21 protein-coding genes and 1 pseudogene are annotated in these 21129 nt (G+C 72.9%); 13 read left to right on the top strand and 9 right to left on the bottom strand.

Features of this window, described 5'->3' with window-relative positions:
* Positions 1-318: 318 nt before the first annotated feature.
* The 4 genes from PUR26_RS34355 to PUR26_RS34340 form a co-directional block, all read right to left on the bottom strand.
* Positions 319-1278: a LysR family transcriptional regulator gene (locus tag PUR26_RS34355; protein ID WP_329878818.1), complete on the bottom strand. Its 960-nt coding sequence runs from the start codon at positions 1276-1278 to the stop codon at positions 319-321.
* Positions 1279-1540: 262 nt separating this feature from the next.
* Positions 1541-2074, bottom strand: a complete 534-nt coding sequence (locus tag PUR26_RS34350; RefSeq protein WP_329878817.1) for a hypothetical protein — start codon at positions 2072-2074, stop codon at positions 1541-1543.
* 544 nt (positions 2075-2618) lie between these two features.
* On the bottom strand, positions 2619-3917 hold the full coding sequence (locus PUR26_RS34345; RefSeq protein WP_329878815.1) for an SWIM zinc finger family protein: 1299 nt from the start codon (positions 3915-3917) through the stop codon (positions 2619-2621).
* On the bottom strand, positions 3914-7036 hold the full coding sequence (locus PUR26_RS34340) for a DEAD/DEAH box helicase (RefSeq protein WP_329878811.1): 3123 nt from the start codon (positions 7034-7036) through the stop codon (positions 3914-3916). The genes PUR26_RS34345 and PUR26_RS34340 overlap by 4 nt, the downstream gene beginning before the upstream one ends.
* Positions 7037-7302: 266 nt before the next feature.
* Here PUR26_RS34340 and PUR26_RS34335 point away from each other — a divergent pair, with 266 nt between their 5' ends.
* The 4 genes from PUR26_RS34335 (at position 7303) to PUR26_RS34320 (ending at position 9695) form a co-directional block, all read left to right on the top strand.
* The gene (locus PUR26_RS34335; RefSeq protein WP_329878809.1) at positions 7303-8370 is read left to right on the top strand and encodes a fatty acid desaturase family protein; all 1068 of its coding nucleotides are present in this window, start codon (positions 7303-7305) and stop codon (positions 8368-8370) included.
* Positions 8371-8449: 79 nt separating this feature from the next.
* Entirely contained in the window at positions 8450-8632 is a 183-nt protein-coding gene (locus PUR26_RS34330) for a hypothetical protein (protein WP_329878807.1), read from the top strand.
* Between the two features lie 222 nt (positions 8633-8854).
* Positions 8855-9397, top strand: coding sequence for an MOSC domain-containing protein (locus PUR26_RS34325; protein WP_329878805.1), 543 nt, complete (start codon positions 8855-8857; stop codon positions 9395-9397).
* 64 nt (positions 9398-9461) lie between these two features.
* Positions 9462-9695: a hypothetical protein gene (locus tag PUR26_RS34320; protein WP_329878804.1), complete on the top strand. Its 234-nt coding sequence runs from the start codon at positions 9462-9464 to the stop codon at positions 9693-9695.
* Positions 9696-9821: 126 nt separating this feature from the next.
* Here the strand turns inward: PUR26_RS34320 and PUR26_RS34315 are convergent, their stop codons facing one another.
* The 3 genes from PUR26_RS34315 to PUR26_RS34305 form a co-directional block, all read right to left on the bottom strand.
* Positions 9822-10712: a hypothetical protein gene (locus tag PUR26_RS34315; protein WP_443077262.1), complete on the bottom strand. Its 891-nt coding sequence runs from the start codon at positions 10710-10712 to the stop codon at positions 9822-9824.
* Positions 10713-11272: 560 nt separating this feature from the next.
* Complete coding sequence (locus tag PUR26_RS34310; RefSeq protein WP_329878797.1) at positions 11273-11587, bottom strand: hypothetical protein; 315 nt, start codon at positions 11585-11587, stop codon at positions 11273-11275.
* 241 nt (positions 11588-11828) lie between these two features.
* Positions 11829-12446, bottom strand: coding sequence for a class I SAM-dependent methyltransferase (locus PUR26_RS34305; RefSeq protein ID WP_329878795.1), 618 nt, complete (start codon positions 12444-12446; stop codon positions 11829-11831).
* A gap of 207 nt (positions 12447-12653) precedes the next feature.
* Here PUR26_RS34305 and PUR26_RS34300 point away from each other — a divergent pair.
* The 5 genes and pseudogenes from PUR26_RS34300 to PUR26_RS34280 all read left to right on the top strand — a co-directional run.
* Positions 12654-12869, top strand: a pseudogene (locus PUR26_RS34300) (MHYT domain-containing protein); the annotation flags it as partial.
* A gap of 362 nt (positions 12870-13231) precedes the next feature.
* Positions 13232-13849 carry a GTP-binding protein gene (locus PUR26_RS34295; protein WP_329878793.1) on the top strand — a complete coding sequence of 206 codons (618 nt, stop codon included), beginning with the start codon at positions 13232-13234 and terminating at the stop codon, positions 13847-13849.
* A gap of 293 nt (positions 13850-14142) precedes the next feature.
* Positions 14143-14556, top strand: coding sequence for a roadblock/LC7 domain-containing protein (locus tag PUR26_RS34290; protein WP_329878791.1), 414 nt, complete (start codon positions 14143-14145; stop codon positions 14554-14556).
* Positions 14557-14695: 139 nt separating this feature from the next.
* On the top strand, positions 14696-15634 hold the full coding sequence (locus PUR26_RS34285) for a DUF6397 family protein (protein ID WP_329878789.1): 939 nt from the start codon (positions 14696-14698) through the stop codon (positions 15632-15634).
* A 121-nt stretch (positions 15635-15755) separates the two neighbouring features.
* The gene (locus PUR26_RS34280) at positions 15756-17306 is read left to right on the top strand and encodes an ATP-dependent DNA ligase (RefSeq protein WP_329878787.1); all 1551 of its coding nucleotides are present in this window, start codon (positions 15756-15758) and stop codon (positions 17304-17306) included.
* Here PUR26_RS34280 and PUR26_RS34275 read toward each other — a convergent pair.
* Positions 17288-17830: a DUF6328 family protein gene (locus PUR26_RS34275; protein WP_329878785.1), complete on the bottom strand. Its 543-nt coding sequence runs from the start codon at positions 17828-17830 to the stop codon at positions 17288-17290. The genes PUR26_RS34280 and PUR26_RS34275 overlap by 19 nt on opposite strands.
* Positions 17831-18035: 205 nt before the next feature.
* On the opposite strand from PUR26_RS34275, the gene PUR26_RS34270 reads away from it, so the two are divergent.
* The 3 genes from PUR26_RS34270 (at position 18036) to PUR26_RS34260 (ending at position 20011) form a co-directional block, all read left to right on the top strand.
* Positions 18036-18440 carry a hypothetical protein gene (locus PUR26_RS34270; protein ID WP_329878783.1) on the top strand — a complete coding sequence of 135 codons (405 nt, stop codon included), beginning with the start codon at positions 18036-18038 and terminating at the stop codon, positions 18438-18440.
* Positions 18441-18527: 87 nt separating this feature from the next.
* Complete coding sequence (locus tag PUR26_RS34265) at positions 18528-19211, top strand: DUF6766 family protein (protein WP_329878781.1); 684 nt, start codon at positions 18528-18530, stop codon at positions 19209-19211.
* 122 nt (positions 19212-19333) lie between these two features.
* Positions 19334-20011 carry an HAD family hydrolase gene (locus tag PUR26_RS34260; RefSeq protein ID WP_329878779.1) on the top strand — a complete coding sequence of 226 codons (678 nt, stop codon included), beginning with the start codon at positions 19334-19336 and terminating at the stop codon, positions 20009-20011.
* A 115-nt stretch (positions 20012-20126) separates the two neighbouring features.
* Here the strand turns inward: PUR26_RS34260 and PUR26_RS34255 are convergent, their stop codons facing one another.
* Positions 20127-20450, bottom strand: coding sequence for a plasmid stabilization protein (locus PUR26_RS34255; RefSeq protein WP_329878777.1), 324 nt, complete (start codon positions 20448-20450; stop codon positions 20127-20129).
* 159 nt (positions 20451-20609) lie between these two features.
* Between PUR26_RS34255 and PUR26_RS34250 the strand changes: the two genes are divergently transcribed.
* Positions 20610-20993, top strand: coding sequence for a hypothetical protein (locus PUR26_RS34250; protein ID WP_329878775.1), 384 nt, complete (start codon positions 20610-20612; stop codon positions 20991-20993).
* Positions 20994-21129: the final 136 nt, after the last annotated feature.

Here is a 21129-nt window from a genome sequence, read left to right as displayed (position 1 = left end):
ACATGCGTATGTGACCAGTCGTCGCAGTGCCGCTCCGACGCGTCACATAGTGCGGCCTGATGTGGAGCTCCCGTGTGCCCGATGTGAAACATGACGGAAAAGCACACGTACGGGCGGCGGTAGAAGGCACTCCGCCGCACCTGTCCGCCCCGGGCCCGGCACCCCTCCCCGATGCCCGCTCCCCGGCCGAGGGCAGGCGCTGACGCGGGCGAGCGGCCGGAACCGCCGCATCGAGGTGGAGGTCGGTGCCATTGGTCGAGACCATGCCGGAGCCCACGAGGCTGCCGGTTTTCGGCCAGTGACGCCCGATCGGTCGGATCACCAGGTACGGGCGGCCTGGAGGAGCCGGTCGCGGACGAGCGCGACGTGCGGGTTGACGCTGGAGCCGGGGCGCTGGACGAGGTACCCGGTGTTGATCGGCGGGTCCTCGGGCTCGTGCAGGAGGACCAGGGCGCCCGAGGCCAGTTCGTCGAGGCACAGATAGCGCGGCAGCACGGCGAAGCCCGCGCCGGCGACGACCGCCGACAGGACGCCGCGCAGGTCGGGCACGGTGAGGGCGGCCCGGCAGCTGAGACGCTTGCCGAACACGTGCCGCCAGTAGCGGCGGGCGATGGGCAGGTCCTCGGCGTACGCGATCAGTGGGACGCCGTGAAGGGCGGCGGCCACGTCGACGGCCGGCCGGTCGGGCCCGCCGATCCGCCCGGCCCACACGGGCGCGGCGACCAGGACGAACTCCTCGTCCATCAGCGGCACCGCGGTGAGCGTCCGGCCTCGCGGCCGGATCGTGGCGATGGCCAGGTCGTGGCGGCCCGCACGCAGTTCGTCGAGGAGCGGACCGGTGAGGCCGGTGCCCACCCGCAGGCGCACCCCGTCCTCGATGAGTCCCGAGAGTGCGGGCAGGGCGCGGGCGCAGATCAGCTCGGCCGGTCCCGCCAGGTGGACCGGGTCGGCGGGCCCGCTGCCGTCGGCTCCTCCCCGCTCGGTCACGACGGCGAGCGAGTCGAGCGGTGCGACGACCCGGGCGGCGAGTTCCTCGGCGAACGGCGCGGGGGTGACACCGCGCGGCAGCCGCTCGAACAGTTCGCGGCCCAGGTGCCTCTCCAGCGAGCGGATCTGGGTCGTCACGGTCGGCTGGGACAGGCCCAGCAGATGCGCTGCGGCGGTGAAGGAACCGGCGCGGTACACGGCGAGGAAGGTTCGCAGCAGATTCAGGTCCAGCGGCCCCGCGCCGCCCACCTGGCGCTCTCCCGGGGAACCATCGGAATCCGCATGCCTCATAGGAAAAACTATAGATCTTCCCTATGGCTACGGGCACCGGCCGTCAGGAGGCTCCGAGGTCACGTCCTGTCCTGGCGACGGCGGTCCGGTCCCGTGTGCCGCATGGCGGCCGGTCGTGGGTGAGGGGCCGTTGGCGAGGGGCCGTGAGGACCGGCCACGGAGGCGTGCGTTCGAGCGGCGAAGGCGGCCGTGACGGCGGCCGGCCACGCGTGTGCGCGGTCGGCCGCCGTCACGGCCTGCGGGGAAGGAGGAAGGCGCCAGATCAGGAGCGGACGACATCCACGGGCTGCGGGGCACAGGTGACGCGGGTCTCGGGGGTCGTGAAGACACCGTCCTTCGTCGCCTGGCCGTTGTTGTACTCGTAGTAGAGGTACGAGTAGAAGCCGATGTTGCCGTTGCAGCCGGAGTCGGCGGCGATCTGGAGCGTCAGCGCGACCGTCCGCGTGGCCCCGGGGGGCAGCGGGATCGCGTAGTTCACGCCCAGGCTGGTGGTGCCGGCGCCCGTGCAGGAGACCCCGTCGGCCGTGCAGGCGGTGAAGGCGTACTTCAGGTCCTTGCGCTGCGTGGTGGGCCAGGTGGGCTGCACGGACTGGTAGACGAACCAGATGTCCGTGGCCTGGTTGTTGGTGAGGGTCATGGTCATGTTGACCGTGGAGCCGGGAAGCGCGGTCGGCTGGTCGACGGTGAACGTCAGGTCCGGGGCGTCCGCGGCGGCCGGCTGGCTCAGGCCCAGCAGGACGGCGGTGAGGGCGAGCACCGAGGACAGGGCGAGGCGTACGAGGTGTGTGATGCGCATGGCGCCGGAGGCTAGGACAACGCCGAGACGCCCGTCTGCCCCGCCGGGGAGCGCGCCGTCGTGCCGCGGCCGGATACGCGCGGGCCCCGCGCGGCGGCCCGTGGGCCCACCGCGCGACGGCGGCATCCGCATATGCCCCGGGTGGGAGCGTGGCGGAACCACCGGCGCGATGGTGACGCTGTGCGGGCAAGCGGTTGCACCCCGTCGTCGGGGAATGGCTCATTCCGCCCGGTAGACGGTGAGGAAAGTGTGGCGAAATCGTGTGCATGCCTGGTCTGGATGGCACGTCCGGAGCAAGGGGCCAGGTGCGAGGGGTGGAGGCCGGCGGTGGCGACGGCGGCCGGCCGCGCCCCGTGCCGCCCCTCATGGGATGGCGACCCGCCGCTGCGGGCGCATGCGGGGGTGCGCGGCCGGGTGGCGTCTGTCCCGGGCCGGGGCGTCGGTGCGGGGCGACCGCCCGCCGGCCCGCCGCCGCTGCCGAACGTCAGGATCCGCCGGGCGCCGCCTCCTCCTCCTCCTCCGAGGATGCCGCCGGCGGCTGTGCTCAGCCGAGCGGCGAGGCGCCGGGCAGGGGGCCGCCCGGCACGCCCGCCAGCGCCGCCGCCGGATCCTGGTCCGCAGGACCGGCCGGAGCCCAGCGGCCGCCCTCCTCGCGGCAGGGCCACCACCGCCCGTCCCCGCCGAGCCGCAGCTGCAGGTCCGTGCCCATGACCGTCCAGCGTCCCGCCCCGGCGGCCCTCAGCGGCGGCCGCTCGCCGTCCTCCCAGGCTTCGGCGAGCCGGGCCGCGGCCCGGGCCAACAGCTCCGGCCCGGGTTCCCGATCGTCGTCCAGGACCGCCAGCGCGGCCGCGCCGCCCAGCCGCCACGCCCGGACGGCGAGCTCCATCCCGTCCCGCCCGCGCCCGGTCCCCGTCGCCAGCCGGTCCACGACCGCCGGCACGGCGTGTGCCGCAGCGGCGAGCCGCACCGCGTCCCGGTCCCCGGTCGGCCCGGGCTCCGGCGGCTGTCCTCCATGGCCGGGCGCGAGCGCCTCCACCAGCATCCGGTACGCCCGCGCCGCCGCGTCCGAGGCCAGCAGCTCCAGCGCCGCCGGATCGACACCCGGCGCCGGACCGGAGTCGGTGTCCAGGGCGGGCGGCTCGCCCGGCCCGTCGGGCAGCGGTGGCGGCTCGGGCAGCGGCGGCAGGATGTCCCGCGCGGCGAACGCCTCGTCGGCCCGCACCCCCTCCGGTCCGGCGGCCACCGGTTCGTCGCGGCCGCCGGCGGCCCGCTCCGCGCTGCGGCTCTGCAACTCGTCCAGCAGCCGCCGCTCACCACGCCCACGCATCAGCAGCAGCACGAACGGGTCCTGGTCGAGCAGCAGTGCCACCTGGTAGCAGAGCGCCGTGGTGTGCGGGCAGTGGTCCCAGGCGTCACAGCTGCACTCGGGTTCCAGATCGCCGATGCCCGGCAGCAGATCCACACCGGCGGCCGCGGCGTCCTCCACCAGATGCGGGGGCATGTCCCGGTCCAGCAGCGCCGCGATGTGCCCGGCCCGGTCGACCGCCATGTCGAGGAACCGGTCCCAGTCCTCGTCCGTCAGCTCCTGCAGCAGCACATCGCTGCGCTGTGTGCCGCCGTCCCGGTCCTTGACCACCGCCGTGATGCGCCCCGGCCGCACCGACACGGCCCCCACCGCACCCTCGCGGGCCCGCCTGCGGCCCTTCTTCAGCTGCTCGCCTTCGAGTGCCGTGTCCTCCAGGGCCTTCATCCACGCCCGGCCCCACCAGGTCTGCGCGAAACCGCGTCCCTGGCCCGGGGGCAGTGCGGCGAACGTGCGCTCGTTGTCGTCGGTACGGCTCATCGCCCGCTCCCTCGCAGCTCCACCAGTTCCGCCAGTTCGGCGTCGGTCAGTTCGGTCAACGCGCCCTCGCCCGAGCCGAGCACCGAATCGGCCAGGTCCTTCTTGCGCGCCAGCATGTCGGCGATGCGGTCCTCGATGGTGCCCTCGGCGATCAGCCGGTGGACCTGCACCGGCTGGGTCTGCCCGATGCGGTACGCGCGGTCGGTGGCCTGCGCCTCCACCGCCGGGTTCCACCAGCGGTCGTAGTGCACGACGTGGCCCGCGCGCGTGAGGTTGAGACCGGTGCCCGCGGCCTTCAACGACAGCAGGAACACCGGGACCTCACCGTCCTGGAAGCGTGCCACCATCGCCTCCCGCTCGGCGACTGGAGTGCCGCCGTGCAGGAACTGGGTCCGCACGCCCCGCGCCGCGAAGTGCCGCTCCAGCAGCCGCGCCATCCGTACGTACTGCGTGAACACCAGGACGCTCGCCTCCTCGGCGAGGATCGTGTCCAGGAGCTCGTCCAGCAGCTCCAGCTTCCCGGACCGGTCCGCGATCCGGGGCCGATCCTCCTTGAGGTACTGCGCCGGGTGGTTGCAGATCTGCTTGAGCGCGGTGAGCAGCGTCATCACCAGGCCCCGGCGCTCCATGCCGTCCGCCGCGGCGATCGCCGCCATGGTCTCGCGCACCACCGCCTCGTACAGCCCCACCTGCTCCTTGGTGAGCGAGACGGCCCGGTCGGTCTCGGTCTTCGGCGGCAGCTCCGGCGCGATGCCCGGGTCCGACTTGCGGCGCCGCAGCAGGAACGGCCGTACCAGAGCGGAGAGCCGCTCGGCTGCGGCCGGATCGCCGCCGCCCTCCACGGACTGCGCGTACCGGCTGCGGAAGGTCGCCAGCGGGCCCAGCAGACCGGGCGTCGTCCAGTCGAGGATCGCCCACAGCTCGGAGAGGTTGTTCTCCACCGGGGTGCCGGTCAGCGCCACGCGCGCCCTGGCGCCGAGGCGGCGCAGCTGCTTGGCGGTGGCCGAGTACGGGTTCTTGACGTGCTGGGCCTCGTCGGCGACGACCATGCCCCAGTCCACCCGCGCGAGCCGCTCGGTGTCGAGCCGCATCGTCCCGTACGTGGTCAGGACGAACTCCCCGCCGGCCAGGCCGTCCAGATCGCGCGCGGGTCCGTGGAAGCGGCGCACCGGGGTGCCGGGTGCGAACCTCTCCACCTCCCGCTGCCAGTTGCCCATGAGCGACGTCGGGCAGACGACCAGGGTCGGGCCGGCGGCGGACGGGTCGTGCTGCCGGTGCAGGTGCAGGGAGATGAGGGTGATGGTCTTGCCCAGGCCCATGTCGTCGGCGAGACAGGCACCGAGGCCGAGCGAGGTCATCCGGTGCAGCCAGTTCAGGCCACGCAGCTGGTAGTCGCGCAGGGTCGCGGCCAGCGAGGCCGGCTGTCCCACCTCCTGGTCCCCGCCCTCCGGGTCGGCGAGCCGGTCGCGCAGCGCGCGCAGCCACCCCGACGCGTGTACGGCGACGCGGTGGCCGTCCACCTCGGTGCTGCCGGTCAGTACGGCGCCGAGCGCGTCGACCGTGGACACCTTGCGGTCCCGGTGCTCGCGGGCCCGCCGGGCCTCCTCCGGATCGATCAGGACCCACTGGTCGCGCAGCCGTACGACAGGTCTTCCGGCTTCGGCCAGCTGGTCCAGTTCGGCCCGGCTCAGCTGCTGGTCGCCCAGGGCGAAGCGCCAGTCGAAGTCGAGGAGCGCGTCGGCGGAAAGGAACGCCGGCAGCCCCGACGCCTTCCCGTCGCGATCCGCCCGGACCGGACTCCGGTCCGGATCCCGCCCCGCGCCACTGTCCCCGCCGCGGAAACCGCCGCTGTCCTGCCCGCCTGCCCGGCCGTCGTCATCGTCCCCGTCGGGCGGCCCGATCACGGCACGGGCCGTCAGCGAGCGGGCCAGCTGCCTGGGCCAGTGGACCTCTACGCCGGTCGCCGCCAGCGCCCGCGCCGCGGGGCCCAGCAGCTCGGTGATCTCCTCGTCGGCCAGGTCGAGCGCGTCCGGCACGGCGGCCGCCAGCAGCGGCGCGAGCGGCGGCCAGGCCCGCGCGGCGCGACGCAGCGTCAGCAGCGCGTCCATCCGGGCGCGCGGCCCGAACGACGCGTGGTCCGCGCCGCCCGCCCACACGTCCGCCGCGTCGACGACGTGCGCCGGATCGCTGACGCTGTGCAGCTGGGGGACCGCGCGGAACACGGGGCCGCGCGGGTCGGGGCGGTCCCCGCCCGCGGAGGTGTGACCGCCCGCGTGGGGCTCGCCGTCGTCGAGTCCGGCGACCTCGACGCGGAGCGACAGCCGTACGCCCGCGTCGTGGCCGGCCGCGATGTCGGCCGCCCAGGCCCGCTGCTCGGGAAGGTGCTGCGGCTCGTCCGCGGCGAACGCCGGGCCGCCGGCCGCCATCGCGGCGGCGGGGGAGCGCGGCAGACCGTCGGCCACCGCGTCCAGGAAGGAGCGCAGCAGCCGTTCGGGTTCGGGCAGCAGGATCATGCCGTCCGTGTCCGTGGCGAGCGGTATCGCATGGGCGGCCGGCGGCATGGAGGCGGCGAGCCTGCGTACCCGTTCCAGGTCCTCCGGGCTCAGCGGGCCGGCCCGCCAGGCGTCCTCGTCGTCGGCCGTGAGACCCGGCAACAGGGCACCGCGTGCCACCAGTTGCAGACCGATCAGGGCGGCCGCGCCCCAGAACGCCGCCGAGGCGGAGGCGTTCGCCGACGCGTGCGCCCGGGTGAGGACCGGCAGAGCGTCCCGTACGGGCATCAGCAACGCCCGTACCGCGCGCGGACGAGTGTCGTCCCCGACCACGGTCACTTCCTCGACGCGGGCGGTGTCAGGGCCTGGGCCCTGGTGGGGGCGGCCGGTGTCCGCGTCCGGGCCTGCGGTCCCGTCCGGAGCGGAGGGGCGGCCCGGGCCATGGCCTGCGCCGCGGTCGGGGCCCGCACCGGAGGTCGCGGCCTGGCGCGGCCAGGCGCCATCCGCCGGCCAGAAGGCGATCCGGCCCGCGCGGGCCGGATCGCCGGGCAGGAAGAGCGTGGAGCAGCGGATGAGTTCGGGGATGTCGAAGCCTTCGGAGAGCGTTGCCGCGGGAAGCCTGTGCACAGCGCTGACGCATTCCTCAAATTTGACTAATGCGGGACCGGGAGTCGCCGAGGGTACTCGATCGGGCTGGTTTCGGGGGTACCGCACGGCCGTGAGACGGATCACTCGTCCCACCCCGGGGTGGAGCCAGCACCACCCCCGCGTACGGGCAACCCCCTCCCCGGTCCGGGTGGTGACGCCATGGCCCGGAGCGATCACCCCTCCGTAGGTTCGACGGGTCGGCGCAGTCGCGCACACGACCCACCGAAACAGACCGGAGACCGCCCATGCCCCAGGCCACCGCCGCCCTCCAGATACCCGCTTCCGGCGCCGCGACGGGGGACCGCGGCAGCGAGTTCACCCCGCTGCTGCGGACGGTCAAGGAAGAGGGCCTGCTGCGACGGCGGACCGGCTGGTACGCCCTCGGCATCACCGCGAACCTGCTCGCGCTGGCGGCGGTCGCCGTACTGCTGACGTCGTTCGGGCACTCCTGGTGGTCGCTGCTGCTCGCGGTGCCCCTGGCCGTGCTGTCGGCGCGCACCGCGTTCGTCGGGCATGACGCGGGGCACTCCCAGATCAGCGCCGACAGGCGCGTGAACCGGCTCATCCAGCTCGTGCACGCCAACCTGCTGCTCGGCATGAGCCAGGAATGGTGGAACGACAAGCACAACCGGCATCACGCCAACCCCAACCACCTGGAGAAGGACCCCGATGTCGCCGCCGACATCCTCGTCTTCGCCCGGCATCAGGCGACCGGGCGGACAGGTCTGCGCGGATGGCTGACCCGCCACCAGGCCTGGCTGTTCTTCCCCCTCACCACCCTTGAGGGACTGGCTCTGAAGGTGTACGGATTCCAGGCGCTGTTCGCCAAGGACGGGCCGCGCCGGACGGCCCGGCAGCGCGTGGTCGAAGGCGGCCTGCTGCTCGCCCACGTCGCCGGATACCTCGCCCTGCTGCTGACGGCCATGCCCGTCGGCCGGGCGGCCGTGTTCGCGCTGATCCACCAGATGCTCCTCGGGCTCCACCTGGGCCTGGCCTTCGCCCCCAACCACAAGGGCATGGAGATGCCCGGCCCGGACGGCGAGCGATGGGGCCATCTGCGCCGGCAGGTGCTCACCTCCCGGAACATCAGGGGTGGCGTGGTGACGGACTGGTTCCTGGGAGGCCTGAACTACCAGATCGAGCACCACCTCTTCCCGAGCATGCCCCGTCCGCACCTGAGGCTGGCCCAGCCGGCCGTGCGTGCCCACTGCCGGTCCCTGGGCGTCCCCTACACGGAGACCGGCCTGATCGACTCCTACCGCCAGGCGCTCGGCCACCTCCACGACGTGGGCGAGCCGCTCCGTGCATCCTGACCGGCGGCGGAACCGCTGCGCCCGCTCGCGCGTTCTCAGAGGACAGAGCGGCCGTGGGTCCGTGAAGGAGGCGTCGAAGATGTCGACAAGGACGAAGATCGTCATCGGGGGAGTGGCCGTCGGTCTCCTTCTGATCCCGCTGATCGGTTTCTGGCTGTCCCTGCTGGTGGTGCTGGGCGTTCCCGCCGTGGCCTATGCCGCGCTGGACCCCTCGCAGCGGCGCAGGCTGCGCCGCGTGAGCCGCAAGGAGATCGGCCGCTGACCCTCCGCCGGGACCCTGCCGCGAGGGGCCCGGACCCTTCCGGCGCCGGCCTTCCCCGGTTGCGCAACAGACCTTCCCCGGTTGCTTCCAGGAGGCCGCCCCGGCCTTCTCCGGCGGTCGTCGTCCCGGTTGCTCCCGGGGGGCGTCGCCCGCCGGGTGCTCTCCGGTCCGCTGTAGGCTCGCCGACGATCACCGGCGAGGAGAAGAGGGGGGTTCCGCGCGATGGGCGGGACGATCACGACGGTCAGCAGCAACGGGCAGTACTCCTTCACCAAGCCGAACCGGGCGAGCATCACACTGCTGGCCGGGCTCGGCGTGGAGGGGGACGTGCACGCGGGAGTGACGGTCAAGCACCGCTCCCGGATGGCTCAGGACCCCACCCGGCCCAACCTGCGGCAGGTTCACCTCATCCACGGTGAACTCTTCGACGAGGTGGCGGCAGCGGGCTTCACCGTCTCGCCCGGTGACCTGGGCGAGAACATCACGACCAGCGGTATCGACCTGCTCGCGCTGCCCACCGGTACCCTGCTGCGCCTCGGCGCCGAGGCGGTCGTCGAGGTCACCGGTCTGCGCAATCCCTGTCTCCAGATCGACCGCTTCCAGGACGGACTGCTGAAGCAGGTCGTCGGCCGTGACGAAGCGGGCGGGGTCGTCCGCAAGGCGGGCATCATGGGCATCGTGCGGAACGGAGGAGTCGTGCGGCCGGGCGACCCGATCGAGGCGGAGCTCCCGCAGGGGCCGCACCGCCCGCTCGAACGCGTCTGACGCGGCCCTCCCGCATGGCCCGGCCCGGGTGGGGGTACCCGGGCGAGCGCCGGAGGGAGAGATCATGGAAGACAAGCGGCTCGAAGGTCCCGGGGAGAACGGCTCCGCCGTTCCGAGGGACATGCCCGACGAACAGGCGGGATCCGGTCCCGATCCCTGGGACGGCGACCTGGCCGAGGCGAGCGAGGCAAGTGAAGAGGGCGAGTCCGGGGACGGTGCCACCGCCGGGGAGGAGGCTGTGCCCGACGAGACAGCGCCCCCGCAGGAGGACCCCGTTCCCGACGAACCCACCGGCTGAGGCCGGGCACCTCGGGTTCGGGTGCCACCGGGCGCGCGTGCCCCGGTCCGGACGACGGGCCTCAGGTCAGCAGGGCCGGCCTCATGTCCGGACGACGGGCCTCAGGTCAGCAGGGCCGGCCCGAGGTCAGGACGGCCGTACCGCCATGGCGTCGAGCGCCGACAGCAGGCCGGGCAGGTGCGCGCCGCGCCCCACCGGCAGCACCTCGTGCGGTTCGTCGTCCAGCAGGACGAACGCGATGTCGTCGGTCCTGGCCACCAGCGACCATCCGGGACCGTCCGCCCGCAGGGTCCGCGCCCCGCCCGGGGCGAAACCGGACCGGACCCGCCCGGGCGGGGGCGGCTGCTCGATGTACCCGCGGACCTCGTCGAGTACACGCTGTACAGCGGTCCGTTCCCGCGGTTCCGTCGTGGCCCCGTCCGTGCGGGGGGCCTGCGGTGACGGCGGCGCGGTCCCCGTGCCCGACGGGTCCGCGGGGTCGGCGAAGTCCCCGTCGCCGAGCTGTTCGCGCCAGTCCGTCCAGCGCAGCGCGATCTCGTCCGCGCCCAGACGCCGCTGGGCGGGGCCCCACGCGCCGGTGTCGGGAGGCGACAGGGGAGCGCGCTCACCGGGCTCCGGCGCCGGGTCGTGCGGTGCGGGAAGACCCGGCGCGGCGACCGCGACGGCCAGCGGCCACCCGGGCAGGGCGCAGACCATGCTGCGTTCGTCGGGGGACAGGTCGTACTCCATCCCGCAGTCCCACGCGGCGATCGCGACGGCGACGAGCGACACGTCATCGACGACGACCGACCACCGCGCGCCGTCGCCGTCCTGGCCGAGCACCAGCCCGTACCCCTCGGCGTACGGCTCCAGCCCCAGCGCCGCGCACGCCTGCGGATAGTCGTCGCCGAGCACACTGGGGAACTGTGCGGGCGTCAACAGCACGGCGGTCAGTACGTACAGCGCGTCGTCCTCCGCCGGGCCGCCCGCCGCGCCGCTTCCCGGTCCGGTCGTCGCATCGGTCCCCGCGCCGCCCACCTGGCTTCTCACCCGGCCGCCCGCCGCGCCGCTCGTCGAGTCGGCCGCCGTGCCGTCGGTCGTTCCGGCGCTCTCCGTCCCGGCCATGGCATCCTCCTCGTCTTCCCGTCCGATCCTCCGTCGGCGCACCCTAACCAGCCGGTAACCCGGACGTCGAGAGTCCGGGGCGTCGGAAAATCCCGGGCCGGGGCAGGCCGCGGGGGTTACGCTCCCGGTCATGCCTCCGGCACGCTCCCACTTCATCTGCCTGCCCTGCCGCGCCTCCTGCAAGAAGGTGCCGGATCACGGGCGCGGGCCCGAGCACCTCTGCCCCCGGTGCCGGGGGCCTCTGCTGGACGCCGGCTCCGCCCTCGCCGTGCCGCCCCGCCGGGACACGGCGGGCTGGCGTGCCCTGACCGCGGTCCTGCACGCGGGGCTGCGCTTCCACCAGGGGTGTGGCGGCGGCCCGGGCCACCGGCCCCGCACGCCGCGTGAGGTCAGGGAACGGCTGGAACACGCGGCCCGGGCCGGCCTCGCTCCCGCCCGGGCGCTCACCCTCCGGGAGCCGGTCGAGGAGGACGTCAGGCGACGGGCAGGCCGAGGAGGCTGCGGGCCACGGCACGAGGTGACTCGTTCCGCTCGCGGGCGAGCGCGATGACCGCCCGGCAGGCCAGTTCGTTGACGCCGAAGGACAGCGCTTCGGGCGATACCCAGCCGGACGCTTCGTCGATCCGCTCCTGATCCTCCTCCGCGCACGCGCAGACGTATGTCGCCGCGGCCTCGAAGATGTTGTGTCCCCGTGGCCCGGGCGCGCCTCCGCGGCCGGGCGAGGACGGCCGCCCGGACCGTCCGGGAAACTTGAAGAACGTACGGAGTCTGCTCAACACCTGGCCCACCTTCCCCCTGCGTGGCACTCGGCGGCGATCTTCCGAGTCGGTACCTCCAACCTAGAGTCCTGCCGACGGCGGCAGAAGAGGGCGAACACCCCTGTGCCCATCGCCGTCGCCGTCATCACGGCCCCACCGCCGGTCGCCGGTCGCCGGTCGGTGTCGCTGTCGCCGGTCGCGCCGGTCGGTGTCGCTGTCGTTGGCGTCCCGGAGTGGCACGGCGCGGGAGCCGGTCGTCGCGGTCGGGACGTCAGCCCCCTCGCCCGGTGGCGTCGTCCCGTACGGCGAGGGCCAGGTAGCGGCTGTCCTCGTCCACGTACGACACCAGCCGCCAGCCCGCACCGGCCAGCAGGGGCCGCAGGTTCTGCTCGGCGCGCAGGTCGTCGTCGGTGATCAGCCGTCCGTGCCGCGCGGCGAGGGCGGCGCGCCCGATGGGGTGGAACAGCGCCAGCCGCCCGCCGGACCCGGTCACCCGGGCCAGCTCGCGCAGGTCGTTCTCGGGGTGCGGCAGATGCGAGATCAGCCCGGCCGCGAACACCACGTCGAACACGCCGTCCCGCAGGGGCAGACGCGTCACATCGGCGAGGAGCAGTGCTCCATCCCGGCCGCGCCCCGCCCGCGCCGCGGCCGTCAGCATCTCGGCGGTCACATCCACGCCGACGACCGTGCCGCCCGGCCCCACCGCGTCCCGCAGGGCGGGCAGTGCCCGGCCGGTGCCGCAGCCCGCGTCGAGCACGGTGTCACCGGGACGCAGCCCGAGTGTCGCGACGGCCGCGGCGAACACCGGACCGTCGTCGGGAAACCGTGTGTCCCAGCCGGCTGCTCGGGCACCGAAGAACGCCTGGACATCTGTGTGGTGTTCGGCCATGCGGACATGATCCCCCATGGGTGCGCCGACCGTTCGGGGCGCACGTTCGAGCCCGTCACGATCGTGCAGCAACAGCCCTCTGTCATCTTTCATCAGCTTGCGAGATGCGCCCCTTCCGTGCGCCCTCGACGGGTCTCATGTCCCTGGGCCGTGGGACACCTGGACCACGCCGCGTTCGGCCGGCTTGCGCCCGTGCTGTCGTACGCGATGGCCTGTGCCGCGCCGCCCTCGGGCTGTGTCGGCTCCGTGCGCCACGACCCGCTGCTCGTCGCGCTCTCCGTGGTCATCGCCGTCGTCGCGGCCCCCGCCGGCCTGTGGGCGGCCCTCCACATCAGCCCGCCCGCCGCTGTCGCCGTCGCGTCCTTCGTGATGGGCGCGGCCGTACCCAGCACGCACCGCACGGGCATGCCGGCCGTCCGGGTCCAGCGCTGAACGGTCCACACGCACCCGACGGCACACGCGCCTAACGGTCCGCACGCTCCCGACGGCACACGCGCTGAACGGTCCGTACACGTCGGCCGGTCACACGGTCCATGCGGTCCGGTGTGTTCATCGGTTCAGTACGAGAATCGGATTGTGGTTCCATCCGGACATCATCTGGGTCGATAACGGTCAGAACGCTCAAAGAGTGGTCGTATGCCACGGGGTGCGGGCCTCGTTGGCCATACTGCTGACCGCGCGCAGAACGGTCGTCCACACGCTGACCTTTCGTCGGCCCGAGAACACCCGGGCACAGCCGGCCCCGGGTCCCGCAGGTCGGCGTCCACTCCTGAGAGAAGTGATCGATGGTCTCCGAGAGCTCTGACGGCACGGGCGAGAGCGTCGGCGGGGAATCCGCCGACCTGGCCCTGAAGCTTCTGGTCGCCGGCGGCTTCGGTGTCGGCAAGACGACGCTGGTGGGCGCCGTCAGCGAGATCCGGCCCCTGTGCACCGAGGAACGGCTCAGCCGGGCCGGGGAGTCGGTCGACGACACGGAAGGGGTCGAGCGGAAGAGCGCGACGACCGTCGCCATGGACTTCGGGCGCGTCACCATCCGTTCCGGGCTTTCCCTCCACCTCTTCGGTACTCCGGGGCAGGACCGCTTCTGGTTCCTGTGGGACGAACTGTCCCAAGGGGCTCTCGGAGCCGTCGTGCTCGCCGACACCCGGCGCCTGGAGGACTGCTTCCCGGCGGTCGACTACTTCGAGCACCGGGGGATCCCCTTCGTCGTGGCCGTCAACTGCTTCGCGGGCGCCCGCACGTACGGTGTGCGCGACGTATCGCGCGCCCTTGACCTGGATCGCGGTACGCCGGTCGTGCTGTGCGACGCCAGGGACCGCGATTCCGGCACGGAGGTCCTGGTCCGGCTGGTCGAGCACGCGGGCCGGGTACACACCGCCCGGATGCTCGACTCGGTCTCGTAGCGGCGGCTCCGGCACCCTCCGCCAGGGAGCGCTCCGAGCCGCTCCCCTTCCGGCGCACCGCCTGTTCCGCGCGGGACCGGCCGGCCCATCAGCGACCCGATCCGGGGGGGGTGACGCCCGGGGGCGGTGGCGCGATCCCGCCCTTGGCCACCCCGGTGACCGCTCTTGCCCGTCGGCCGGGCGCAGGACGTGGGACCAAGGGGTGCTTGCCCTGCCCACTTCAGTACGAAAGGCTTACCTTCACAACGGGGCTACGGGGCAACGGGGTTAGCGGAAACGGGGAGGACGGGCACATGGCGCTCGACAAAGGACTCGACTGGCTGCTCGACGACCTGACCAAGAGGGTCGAATACATACGACACGCATTGGTGTTGTCCAACGACGGCCTGGTGACGGGGGCGAGCACCGGCCTCGCGCGTGAGGACGCGGAGCATCTCGCCGCGGTCTCCTCGGGGCTGCACAGCCTCGCCAGGGGATCGGGCCGGCACTTCGGCGCGGGCCGGGCCCGACAGACGATGGTCGAGTTCGACGATGCCCTGCTCTTCGTCACGGCTGCCGGGGAGGGCAGCTGCCTGTGTGTGCTGAGTTCGGCGGAGGCCGACGTCGGTCAGGTCGCGTACGAGATGACGCTGCTGGTCAACCGGGTCGGCGAACACCTCGGGGTCGCCGCCCGCCAGCCCGGGGGCGCCGGGCTCACCGACCGCTGAACGGCAAGTCGTCGGCCGTCCGGACGGCACAGGGGTGCCCGTCCGGCGAGTTTTCCACAGGCCGGGCGCGCTTCTCTTCCCCGCGCTACGCTGCGTCACGCAGAGTAGTCGCAAGGGCATCTCACGGGGGAGAGTCGACATGACGGTCGGGAACGTCGTACGCACGGTGGCCCATGGTCGCGCCGCACAGGAACTGGCCCTCAAACGCGAGGAGTTCGACCTCGCCGTCCACATGGGGCATGTGCGGACCGTGCCCGGGGCGCACGGGCAGCCGTGCCGCGTGGCGCAGGAGGAGATCGACCGGCTGAGGGGGGCACCGGACTTCCCGGACGGCCTGCGCGAACGGGTCCGCATGGTGGGTACGGCGGAGGGCGCCGCCCTCGCTTCCATCACCGCCGACCGGTTCACCAGGCTCGCCAGAACCGGCCACTTCAGCCCGGTGAGGTTCTACCTCAACCGGTACCGGGCGATCGTCTGGCTCTATCCGGCCGCGGACGTCCGTGACTTCGCCGCCCGGCATCCGCACCTGCTCAAGGGCAGGCTTCCGCGCTCCTTGCGCGACGCGCTGGACGCGGGTGAGGACGTCCGTCCGCGCAATTGGCGGACCCGCCGGCTGGGATTGCTGTTGCGCCAGGCGGACGACCCCTGGGCGGGAGCGGCCGCCATCGCCTCGCTCCTCGACCCCGTCCAGTTGGCCGAAGTGGTCGACGACCCCTATGAACGCGCCTATCTCGACCGGCTGCGGCCCGAACCGCCCCATGCGCGGACGGCGTCCGTCGCCCTACGCGAGATCTCCGACCGGCTTCTGCGCGCGAACGATCCGGACGAGATCCTCTGGCACCGACTGAGTCTGGCACTGGCCATGGACGAAGCCCGCGCCGTGCGCCAGGCGCCCGGCCCCGACGGCGGAGCCCGCCCACCGATGCCGATGCCGACGCCGAGGGCGACCGTGGGGCGTGGCGCTCGCCGCGCCGGGCTGCTCGCCAGACTGCGGCCGGCGTGGCGGGTACAGCCCCGTCCCGGGCCGCGACCGGGGCGGCGGGATCATGCCCGCCCCGGGGCGGGGCCGTCGGTGTGAGCGGCACCGCCGTGCGCCGTGGCCCACGCGGAAGCTCCCCGCCCGAGTCGTCGGGACGCCGTGCCGGTGCGGAGGCGGTCGCGCACGTGCGATCGGAGTGCGGGACAGGCACCATGGGCGCATGCTGCTGGCCCGTCTCGCGGAAGTGTCCCAACAGGTCGCCGCCACATCGGCGCGTTCGAGCAAGATCGCGACGCTCGCCGCGCTCTTCTCGGCAGCCTCGCCCGAGGAGGCCCCGCTCGTCATCGCCTACCTCGCGGGGAGGCTTCCCCAAGGGCGCATCGGTGTCGGCTGGAGCACTCTCAAGGAGCCTGTTCCGCCCGCCACCGAGGCCGCTCTGACCCTCTTCGACACCGATGCCGCGCTGACGGCGCTCTCTCAGGTGGCCGGAGCGGGCTCCCAGTCCGAGAGGCAGCGGCTGGTGCGGGAACTGATGGCCGCCGCCACCGCGTCCGAGCAGCAGTTCCTGGTGAGACTGCTCACCGGAGAGGTCCGACAGGGGGCCCTGGACGCGGTCGCCCTCGAAGGGGTCGCCCAGGCAGCCGCCGCCCCCGCGGCCGACGTGCGGCGTGCCGTGATGCTCGAAGGGTCCCTGCCCCGTGTCGCGCGGGCGCTGCTCGCCGAGGGACCGGCCGCGCTGGAGCGGTTCCGCCTGCGCGTAGGCAGCCCGGTCCAGCCCATGCTCGCCCACACCGCCAAGAGCGTGCCGGAGGCGATCGCGGCCCTCGGCGCCTGCGTGGTCGAGGAGAAGCTGGACGGCATCCGTGTCCAGGTGCACCGGTCCGGCGACGAGGTCCGTCTCTACACCCGCTCGCTCGACGACATCACCGACCGCCTCCCGGAGGTCTGCGACGTGGCCCGGGCGCTGGCGGGCGACCGCTTCATCCTGGACGGGGAGGTCATCGCACTGGACGACGCGGGCCGTCCGGTGGCGTTCCAGGACATCGCCTCCCGGGTCGGCTCCCGTACCGACGTGGTGGCCGCGGCGACCGCACTGCCCGTCTCGCCGGTCTTCTTCGACGTTCTGGCCGCCGGGGGAGCCGTCCTCCTCGACATGCCCGGCCAGGAGCGGCACGCGGCCCTGGCCCAACTGGTCCCCGAGCCCATGCGGGTGCGCCGCACCGTGGTCGAGGACCCCGGCGACCCCGCCCAGACGGCCGCGGCGGAGGCGTTCTTCGCGGACACCCTCGGCCGCGGCCACGAGGGCGTCATGGTCAAGGCCCTCGACGCCCCCTACAGCGCCGGCCGCCGCGGCCGCTCCTGGCTCAAGGTCAAACCGGTCCACACGCTCGACCTCGTCGTCCTCGCCGCCGAATGGGGTCATGGCCGCCGCACCGGTCTGCTCTCCAACCTCCACCTCGGGGCCCGCGCCACCGACGGCACCTTCGTCATGCTCGGCAAGACGTTCAAGGGGCTCACCGACGTCATGCTGCGGTGGCAGACCGAGCGGCTGCGTGAACTGGCGCTCGACGACGACGGATTCACCGTACGCGTCCGGCCCGAACTCGTCGTCGAGATCGCCTACGACGGCCTCCAGCGTTCCTCCCGCTACCCCGCCGGAGTCACCCTGCGCTTCGCCCGTGTGGTGCGCCACCGGCCCGACAAACCGGCAGCGGAGACGGACACCGTCGACCGGGTACTGGCAGGGGGAGCTCAGTCCACCGTGGTGTAGCGGTACCGCGCCCACAGCGGCAGCACGAACCAGCACATCAGGTACCAGGTCACCACCAGCGCGACCAGCCAGGGGACGAACGCGTCGTGCGTGGCCACGCGCAGCACCAGGAACAGCGCCGAGACCAGCGTCGCCAGCAGCAGCACGAGTCCGACCATCGTCAGCCGGGACGCCCACACCACGGCATGGGGCTTGAGCCGCCGCCCGGAAACGACCCGGTGGAACGACACCGGCCCGATCAGCGCTCCGGTGGCCGACGCGCCGAGGGCCACCGTGGTGATGTAGATGGCCTTGTCGGTACTCGACAGCGCCTGGTACCCCGGCGTGAAGACGACCGTGAGGAGAAAGCCGAAAAGGATCTGCACCCCTGTCTGGGCGACCCGGATCTCCTGGATCAGCTCGGTCCAGCGCCGGTCCGCGCGCTCCTCCTCCGACTCCCGGCGTCCCCGGTCCCGATCCCGACCCCGGTCCCCACGAGCGTCACCTTCAGCCGCTCTCTGCTTCTCCTGCTCAGACTCAGACATGCCATCCTCCCACCGTCCGTTACGCACTCCACTTGTAACCCGGCTCGAACGGCTCAACCAGGGAGGTGCAGGGGTACGGCACGCGATGGAACCGGCCGGGTGTCGCGCGCCCGGAACGTGACCGGTTCCCGTCCGCGGCGCATGCTCGTCCGTATGCCGCCGCCGAGCCGCGGAGGAACAGCAGGAACGAAAGGAGCCGTCCCGCTTGCGCGTCATCTCCACGGTTTTGCCGGTCGCCCCCGCCCTGCTCCTGCTCACCGGCTGTTCGGTGCCGGAGGACCGGATCAGGGCCGTCTCGTCGACGGCCGTCGCGTTCTCGGCCCGCGTCCAGGCGCACGACCCCGCCGGCGCGTGTGAACTGCTCGCTCCCCAGACGCGCGAGGAACTCGCCCAGGACCCGGGCCCGACCTGCGCCGATGGCCTGGAGGACGCCGCTCCGCCGGACGGGGGCGAGGTGCGCTCCACTCAGGTGTACGGGCACCGGGCACGCGTGGTGCTCGACCAGGACACCTACTTCCTGACGTCGTTCCCGGACGGCTGGAAGATCAGCGCCGCGGGTTGCACCCCCCGGCCCGGCCGGCCCTACCGCTGCCAGGTGAAAGGGGACTGAGCAGGCCATGCGCACCATGTTCACGCTCTACCTGCTCACCGTCTTCTGCGGTCTCGTCTACTTCGGCGCGGTGGGACTGATGCACCGATGACACGACCCGGCCGTTTCCTCAAGGACAACGGCATCTCCGTCGTCTTCGGAGCGGGCTTCCTCCTCAGCCTGCTCGGACAGGCCTTCGCCGGGCAGGCCGTGTACAACGAGGAGCTGCGCTCGGCCGGAGCCCGTCCCATCGGCTTCGGCCACTACCTGACCACATCCCACTTCGCCGTCGACGTCACGGAGAACTGGCAGTCCGAGTACCTGCAGTTCTTCCTGTTCCTCTTCGCCACGGTGTGGCTGGTCCAACGGGGTTCGCCGGAATCCAAGGAGATCCACAAAGCGGGCCCGGAATCCGACCGGCAGCAGAGGGTGGGCGAGCACGCCCGGGCGGACTCGCCGCGCTGGGCCGCCTCGGACGGACTGCGCCGGGCGCTCTACTCCCGATCGCTGGGCGCCGTCATGTTCCTGGCCTTCCTCGGCTCCTGGTACGCCCAGTCCGTCGCCGGCGCCGCCGCTTACGGGGAGGAGCGCCTCGGTGAATTCAAGTCGCCGCTGCCCTGGTCGCGGTACGTCCTGTCGGCCGACTTCTGGAGCCGGACGCTGCAGAACTGGCAGTCCGAACTCCTCGCCGTCGGCTCCATGGCGATCTTCTCGGTGTATCTGCGGCAACGCGGGTCACCAGAGTCGAAGCCGGTCGGGGCGGCCCACACCTCCACGGGGATCGAGGGCTGAAGCGTCGCCCCACGGGACACCCTCCCAGGAGCGCCCCGCCGAGCGCCCACCGAATGACCCGGTGAGCGATCCACCGACCGATCCACCGAGCGATCGAACAACGGCAGAGAACGGAGAACGACATGGCCCGTGCGGCGGTGTTCGATGTGGACGGCACACTTGCCGACACCAACCACCTGCATGTGACGGCGTGGTGGGAGGCGTTCCGCCAGGCGGGGCACCGCGTGCAGACGCACGCCATCCACCGCGCCATCGGCCTCGGCGCCGAGGACCTCATCGAGCGTCTGCTGGGCAGCGAGCGCGACCGCGAGCAGGATGAAACGATCAGCGCCGCCCACAAGACGCTCTACGGAACGTACTTCGAGCGGCTGCACGCGTTCGAGCACGCCGGGCGGCTTCTGAGGACCCTGGCGGCGAACGGCTGGACCGTCGTCCTGGCCACCTCCGCCGACGAGGCGGAGCTCTCCGCGCTGCGCCGGGCCATCGACGCGGACGAGGTCATCAGCGCCACCGCGAGCGCCGACGACGTCGAAGCGCGCAAACCGGCCCCCGATCCGGTCCTGAACGCCCTGGAACTGGCCGGGGCGCCGGCGGAGGGGTCCGTGTTCGTCGGGGACTCGCTGTGGGACATGAAGGCCGGCTCCCGGGCCGGCGTCACCTGTGTGGGTCTGCTCTGCGGCGGCATTCCCCGGGCGGATCTGGAGGCGGCGGGGGCCGCCGCGATCTACGACGACCCCGCCGACCTGTTGGCACACCTCGACCGCAGCCCCCTGGGCGGCTCCGGCCCCCGCGGGTCGTGAACGCACCTGCTCGGGTCGTGAACGCACCCGGCGGCCGCTGGCCTCTCCCCACGCGGGCGCCGCCCGGGGTTCCGCGCTCCGGGCCGCGGGCGTGCCGGCGGTCCCGGTGCGCGAGTCACTTCCCGAGTTCGCGCTGGAGCTCGGACTTGTTCATGGACGAGCGGCCATGGATGTTCTTGCGCTGGGCCTCCGCGTACAGCTGGTCGTAGGTGGGGCCCTTGGCGCCGCTGTGCGACCGCTGCCCACCCCTCTTGGAGGAGGACATGTCCTCGGTCGAACTCTTGCTGGCCGTCTTGGACTCGCCTGCGCGGGCGCGTTCCTTGTTCACCGTGCGCGCCGCGATCTCCTCCGATCGCTGCTCGCTCTCACCGCGCTTCTTGGCGCTGTCCTTGATGTGCTCGTACTGCCGCTCTCGCTTGGGGCTCGAACCTGCGGGCATTGTTCCTCCTTGCGTTCTTTCCAGCTGCCCCCCTGCTGTCCCTCAGCCTCGTACCAGGCACCCACCTCCGCAAACGCGCCGGAGAGGAACTGATTGGGGAGCGGAAGGTGAGGTATTCGTGCCTGTACGGGTACCCCGAGGACCAAGGAGTGGAGCGAAGTGGAGACCAACAAGACAACCAGCCATCCAGCCGACTGCGACGTCAGTGTGCAGCTCAGCGAGTGCGGCCGGCAGGACGCCAGGGCGGTCTTCGGCACGCTCGAACGTGTCTTCGCGGGCTGTGACGCCGGGGCGCCGGGGCCGGAGTCCGGCAGCGGCAAGGAGCCGACGGTCTGGATGGCGACCTTCGACACGTCCACCCGGGCGGGTGAACATCCCCAACCGCCGCGTCTGGCCACCGAGGTCACCGCGCTGCTCACCGGCGGCTACCACGCCGTGGACGAGGTCGAGCACGCGCTCGCCGAGCTCTTCGACGTGAAGTCGTCCGAGTCCGTCTCCGGCGACCAGGAGAAGGAGTGCCGCCTGCTCCTGGCCTCACGCTGAAACCCTCCGCCCCCGGCCCCGCGCCGGTGCCCCTCGTGGCCACCGCGCGGGGCCCGCGCACGCCGGGGCGGGGGCGAGGAGGCAGGCTCCCCGCCCCCGCGCCGTCATCCGCACCTGAACCGAACCGATCACCCGG

It is taken from the genome of Streptomyces sp. SP18CS02, assembly GCF_036322365.1.
Classification (GTDB): domain Bacteria; phylum Actinomycetota; class Actinomycetes; order Streptomycetales; family Streptomycetaceae; genus Streptomyces.
Note: the sequence above shows the minus strand (reverse complement) of the source record. Positions and strands in the feature narration are given on the sequence as shown.

Coding starts and splice junctions, on each gene's coding strand:
- PUR26_RS34290 (WP_329878791.1), top strand. CDS start 14,143: ATGGCGCTCGACAAAGGACTCGACTGGCTGCTCGACGACCTGACCAAG.
- PUR26_RS34320 (WP_329878804.1), top strand. CDS start 9,462: ATGGAAGACAAGCGGCTCGAAGGTCCCGGGGAGAACGGCTCCGCCGTT.
- PUR26_RS34265 (WP_329878781.1), top strand. CDS start 18,528: ATGACACGACCCGGCCGTTTCCTCAAGGACAACGGCATCTCCGTCGTC.
- PUR26_RS34350 (WP_329878817.1), bottom strand. CDS start 2,074: ATGCGCATCACACACCTCGTACGCCTCGCCCTGTCCTCGGTGCTCGCC.
- PUR26_RS34305 (WP_329878795.1), bottom strand. CDS start 12,446: ATGGCCGAACACCACACAGATGTCCAGGCGTTCTTCGGTGCCCGAGCA.
- PUR26_RS34255 (WP_329878777.1), bottom strand. CDS start 20,450: ATGCCCGCAGGTTCGAGCCCCAAGCGAGAGCGGCAGTACGAGCACATC.
- PUR26_RS34335 (WP_329878809.1), top strand. CDS start 7,303: ATGCCCCAGGCCACCGCCGCCCTCCAGATACCCGCTTCCGGCGCCGCG.
- PUR26_RS34325 (WP_329878805.1), top strand. CDS start 8,855: ATGGGCGGGACGATCACGACGGTCAGCAGCAACGGGCAGTACTCCTTC.
- PUR26_RS34330 (WP_329878807.1), top strand. CDS start 8,450: ATGTCGACAAGGACGAAGATCGTCATCGGGGGAGTGGCCGTCGGTCTC.
- PUR26_RS34345 (WP_329878815.1), bottom strand. CDS start 3,917: ATGAGCCGTACCGACGACAACGAGCGCACGTTCGCCGCACTGCCCCCG.
- PUR26_RS34355 (WP_329878818.1), bottom strand. CDS start 1,278: ATGAGGCATGCGGATTCCGATGGTTCCCCGGGAGAGCGCCAGGTGGGC.
- PUR26_RS34295 (WP_329878793.1), top strand. CDS start 13,232: ATGGTCTCCGAGAGCTCTGACGGCACGGGCGAGAGCGTCGGCGGGGAA.
- PUR26_RS34280 (WP_329878787.1), top strand. CDS start 15,756: ATGCTGCTGGCCCGTCTCGCGGAAGTGTCCCAACAGGTCGCCGCCACA.
- PUR26_RS34260 (WP_329878779.1), top strand. CDS start 19,334: ATGGCCCGTGCGGCGGTGTTCGATGTGGACGGCACACTTGCCGACACC.
- PUR26_RS34285 (WP_329878789.1), top strand. CDS start 14,696: ATGACGGTCGGGAACGTCGTACGCACGGTGGCCCATGGTCGCGCCGCA.
- PUR26_RS34275 (WP_329878785.1), bottom strand. CDS start 17,830: ATGTCTGAGTCTGAGCAGGAGAAGCAGAGAGCGGCTGAAGGTGACGCT.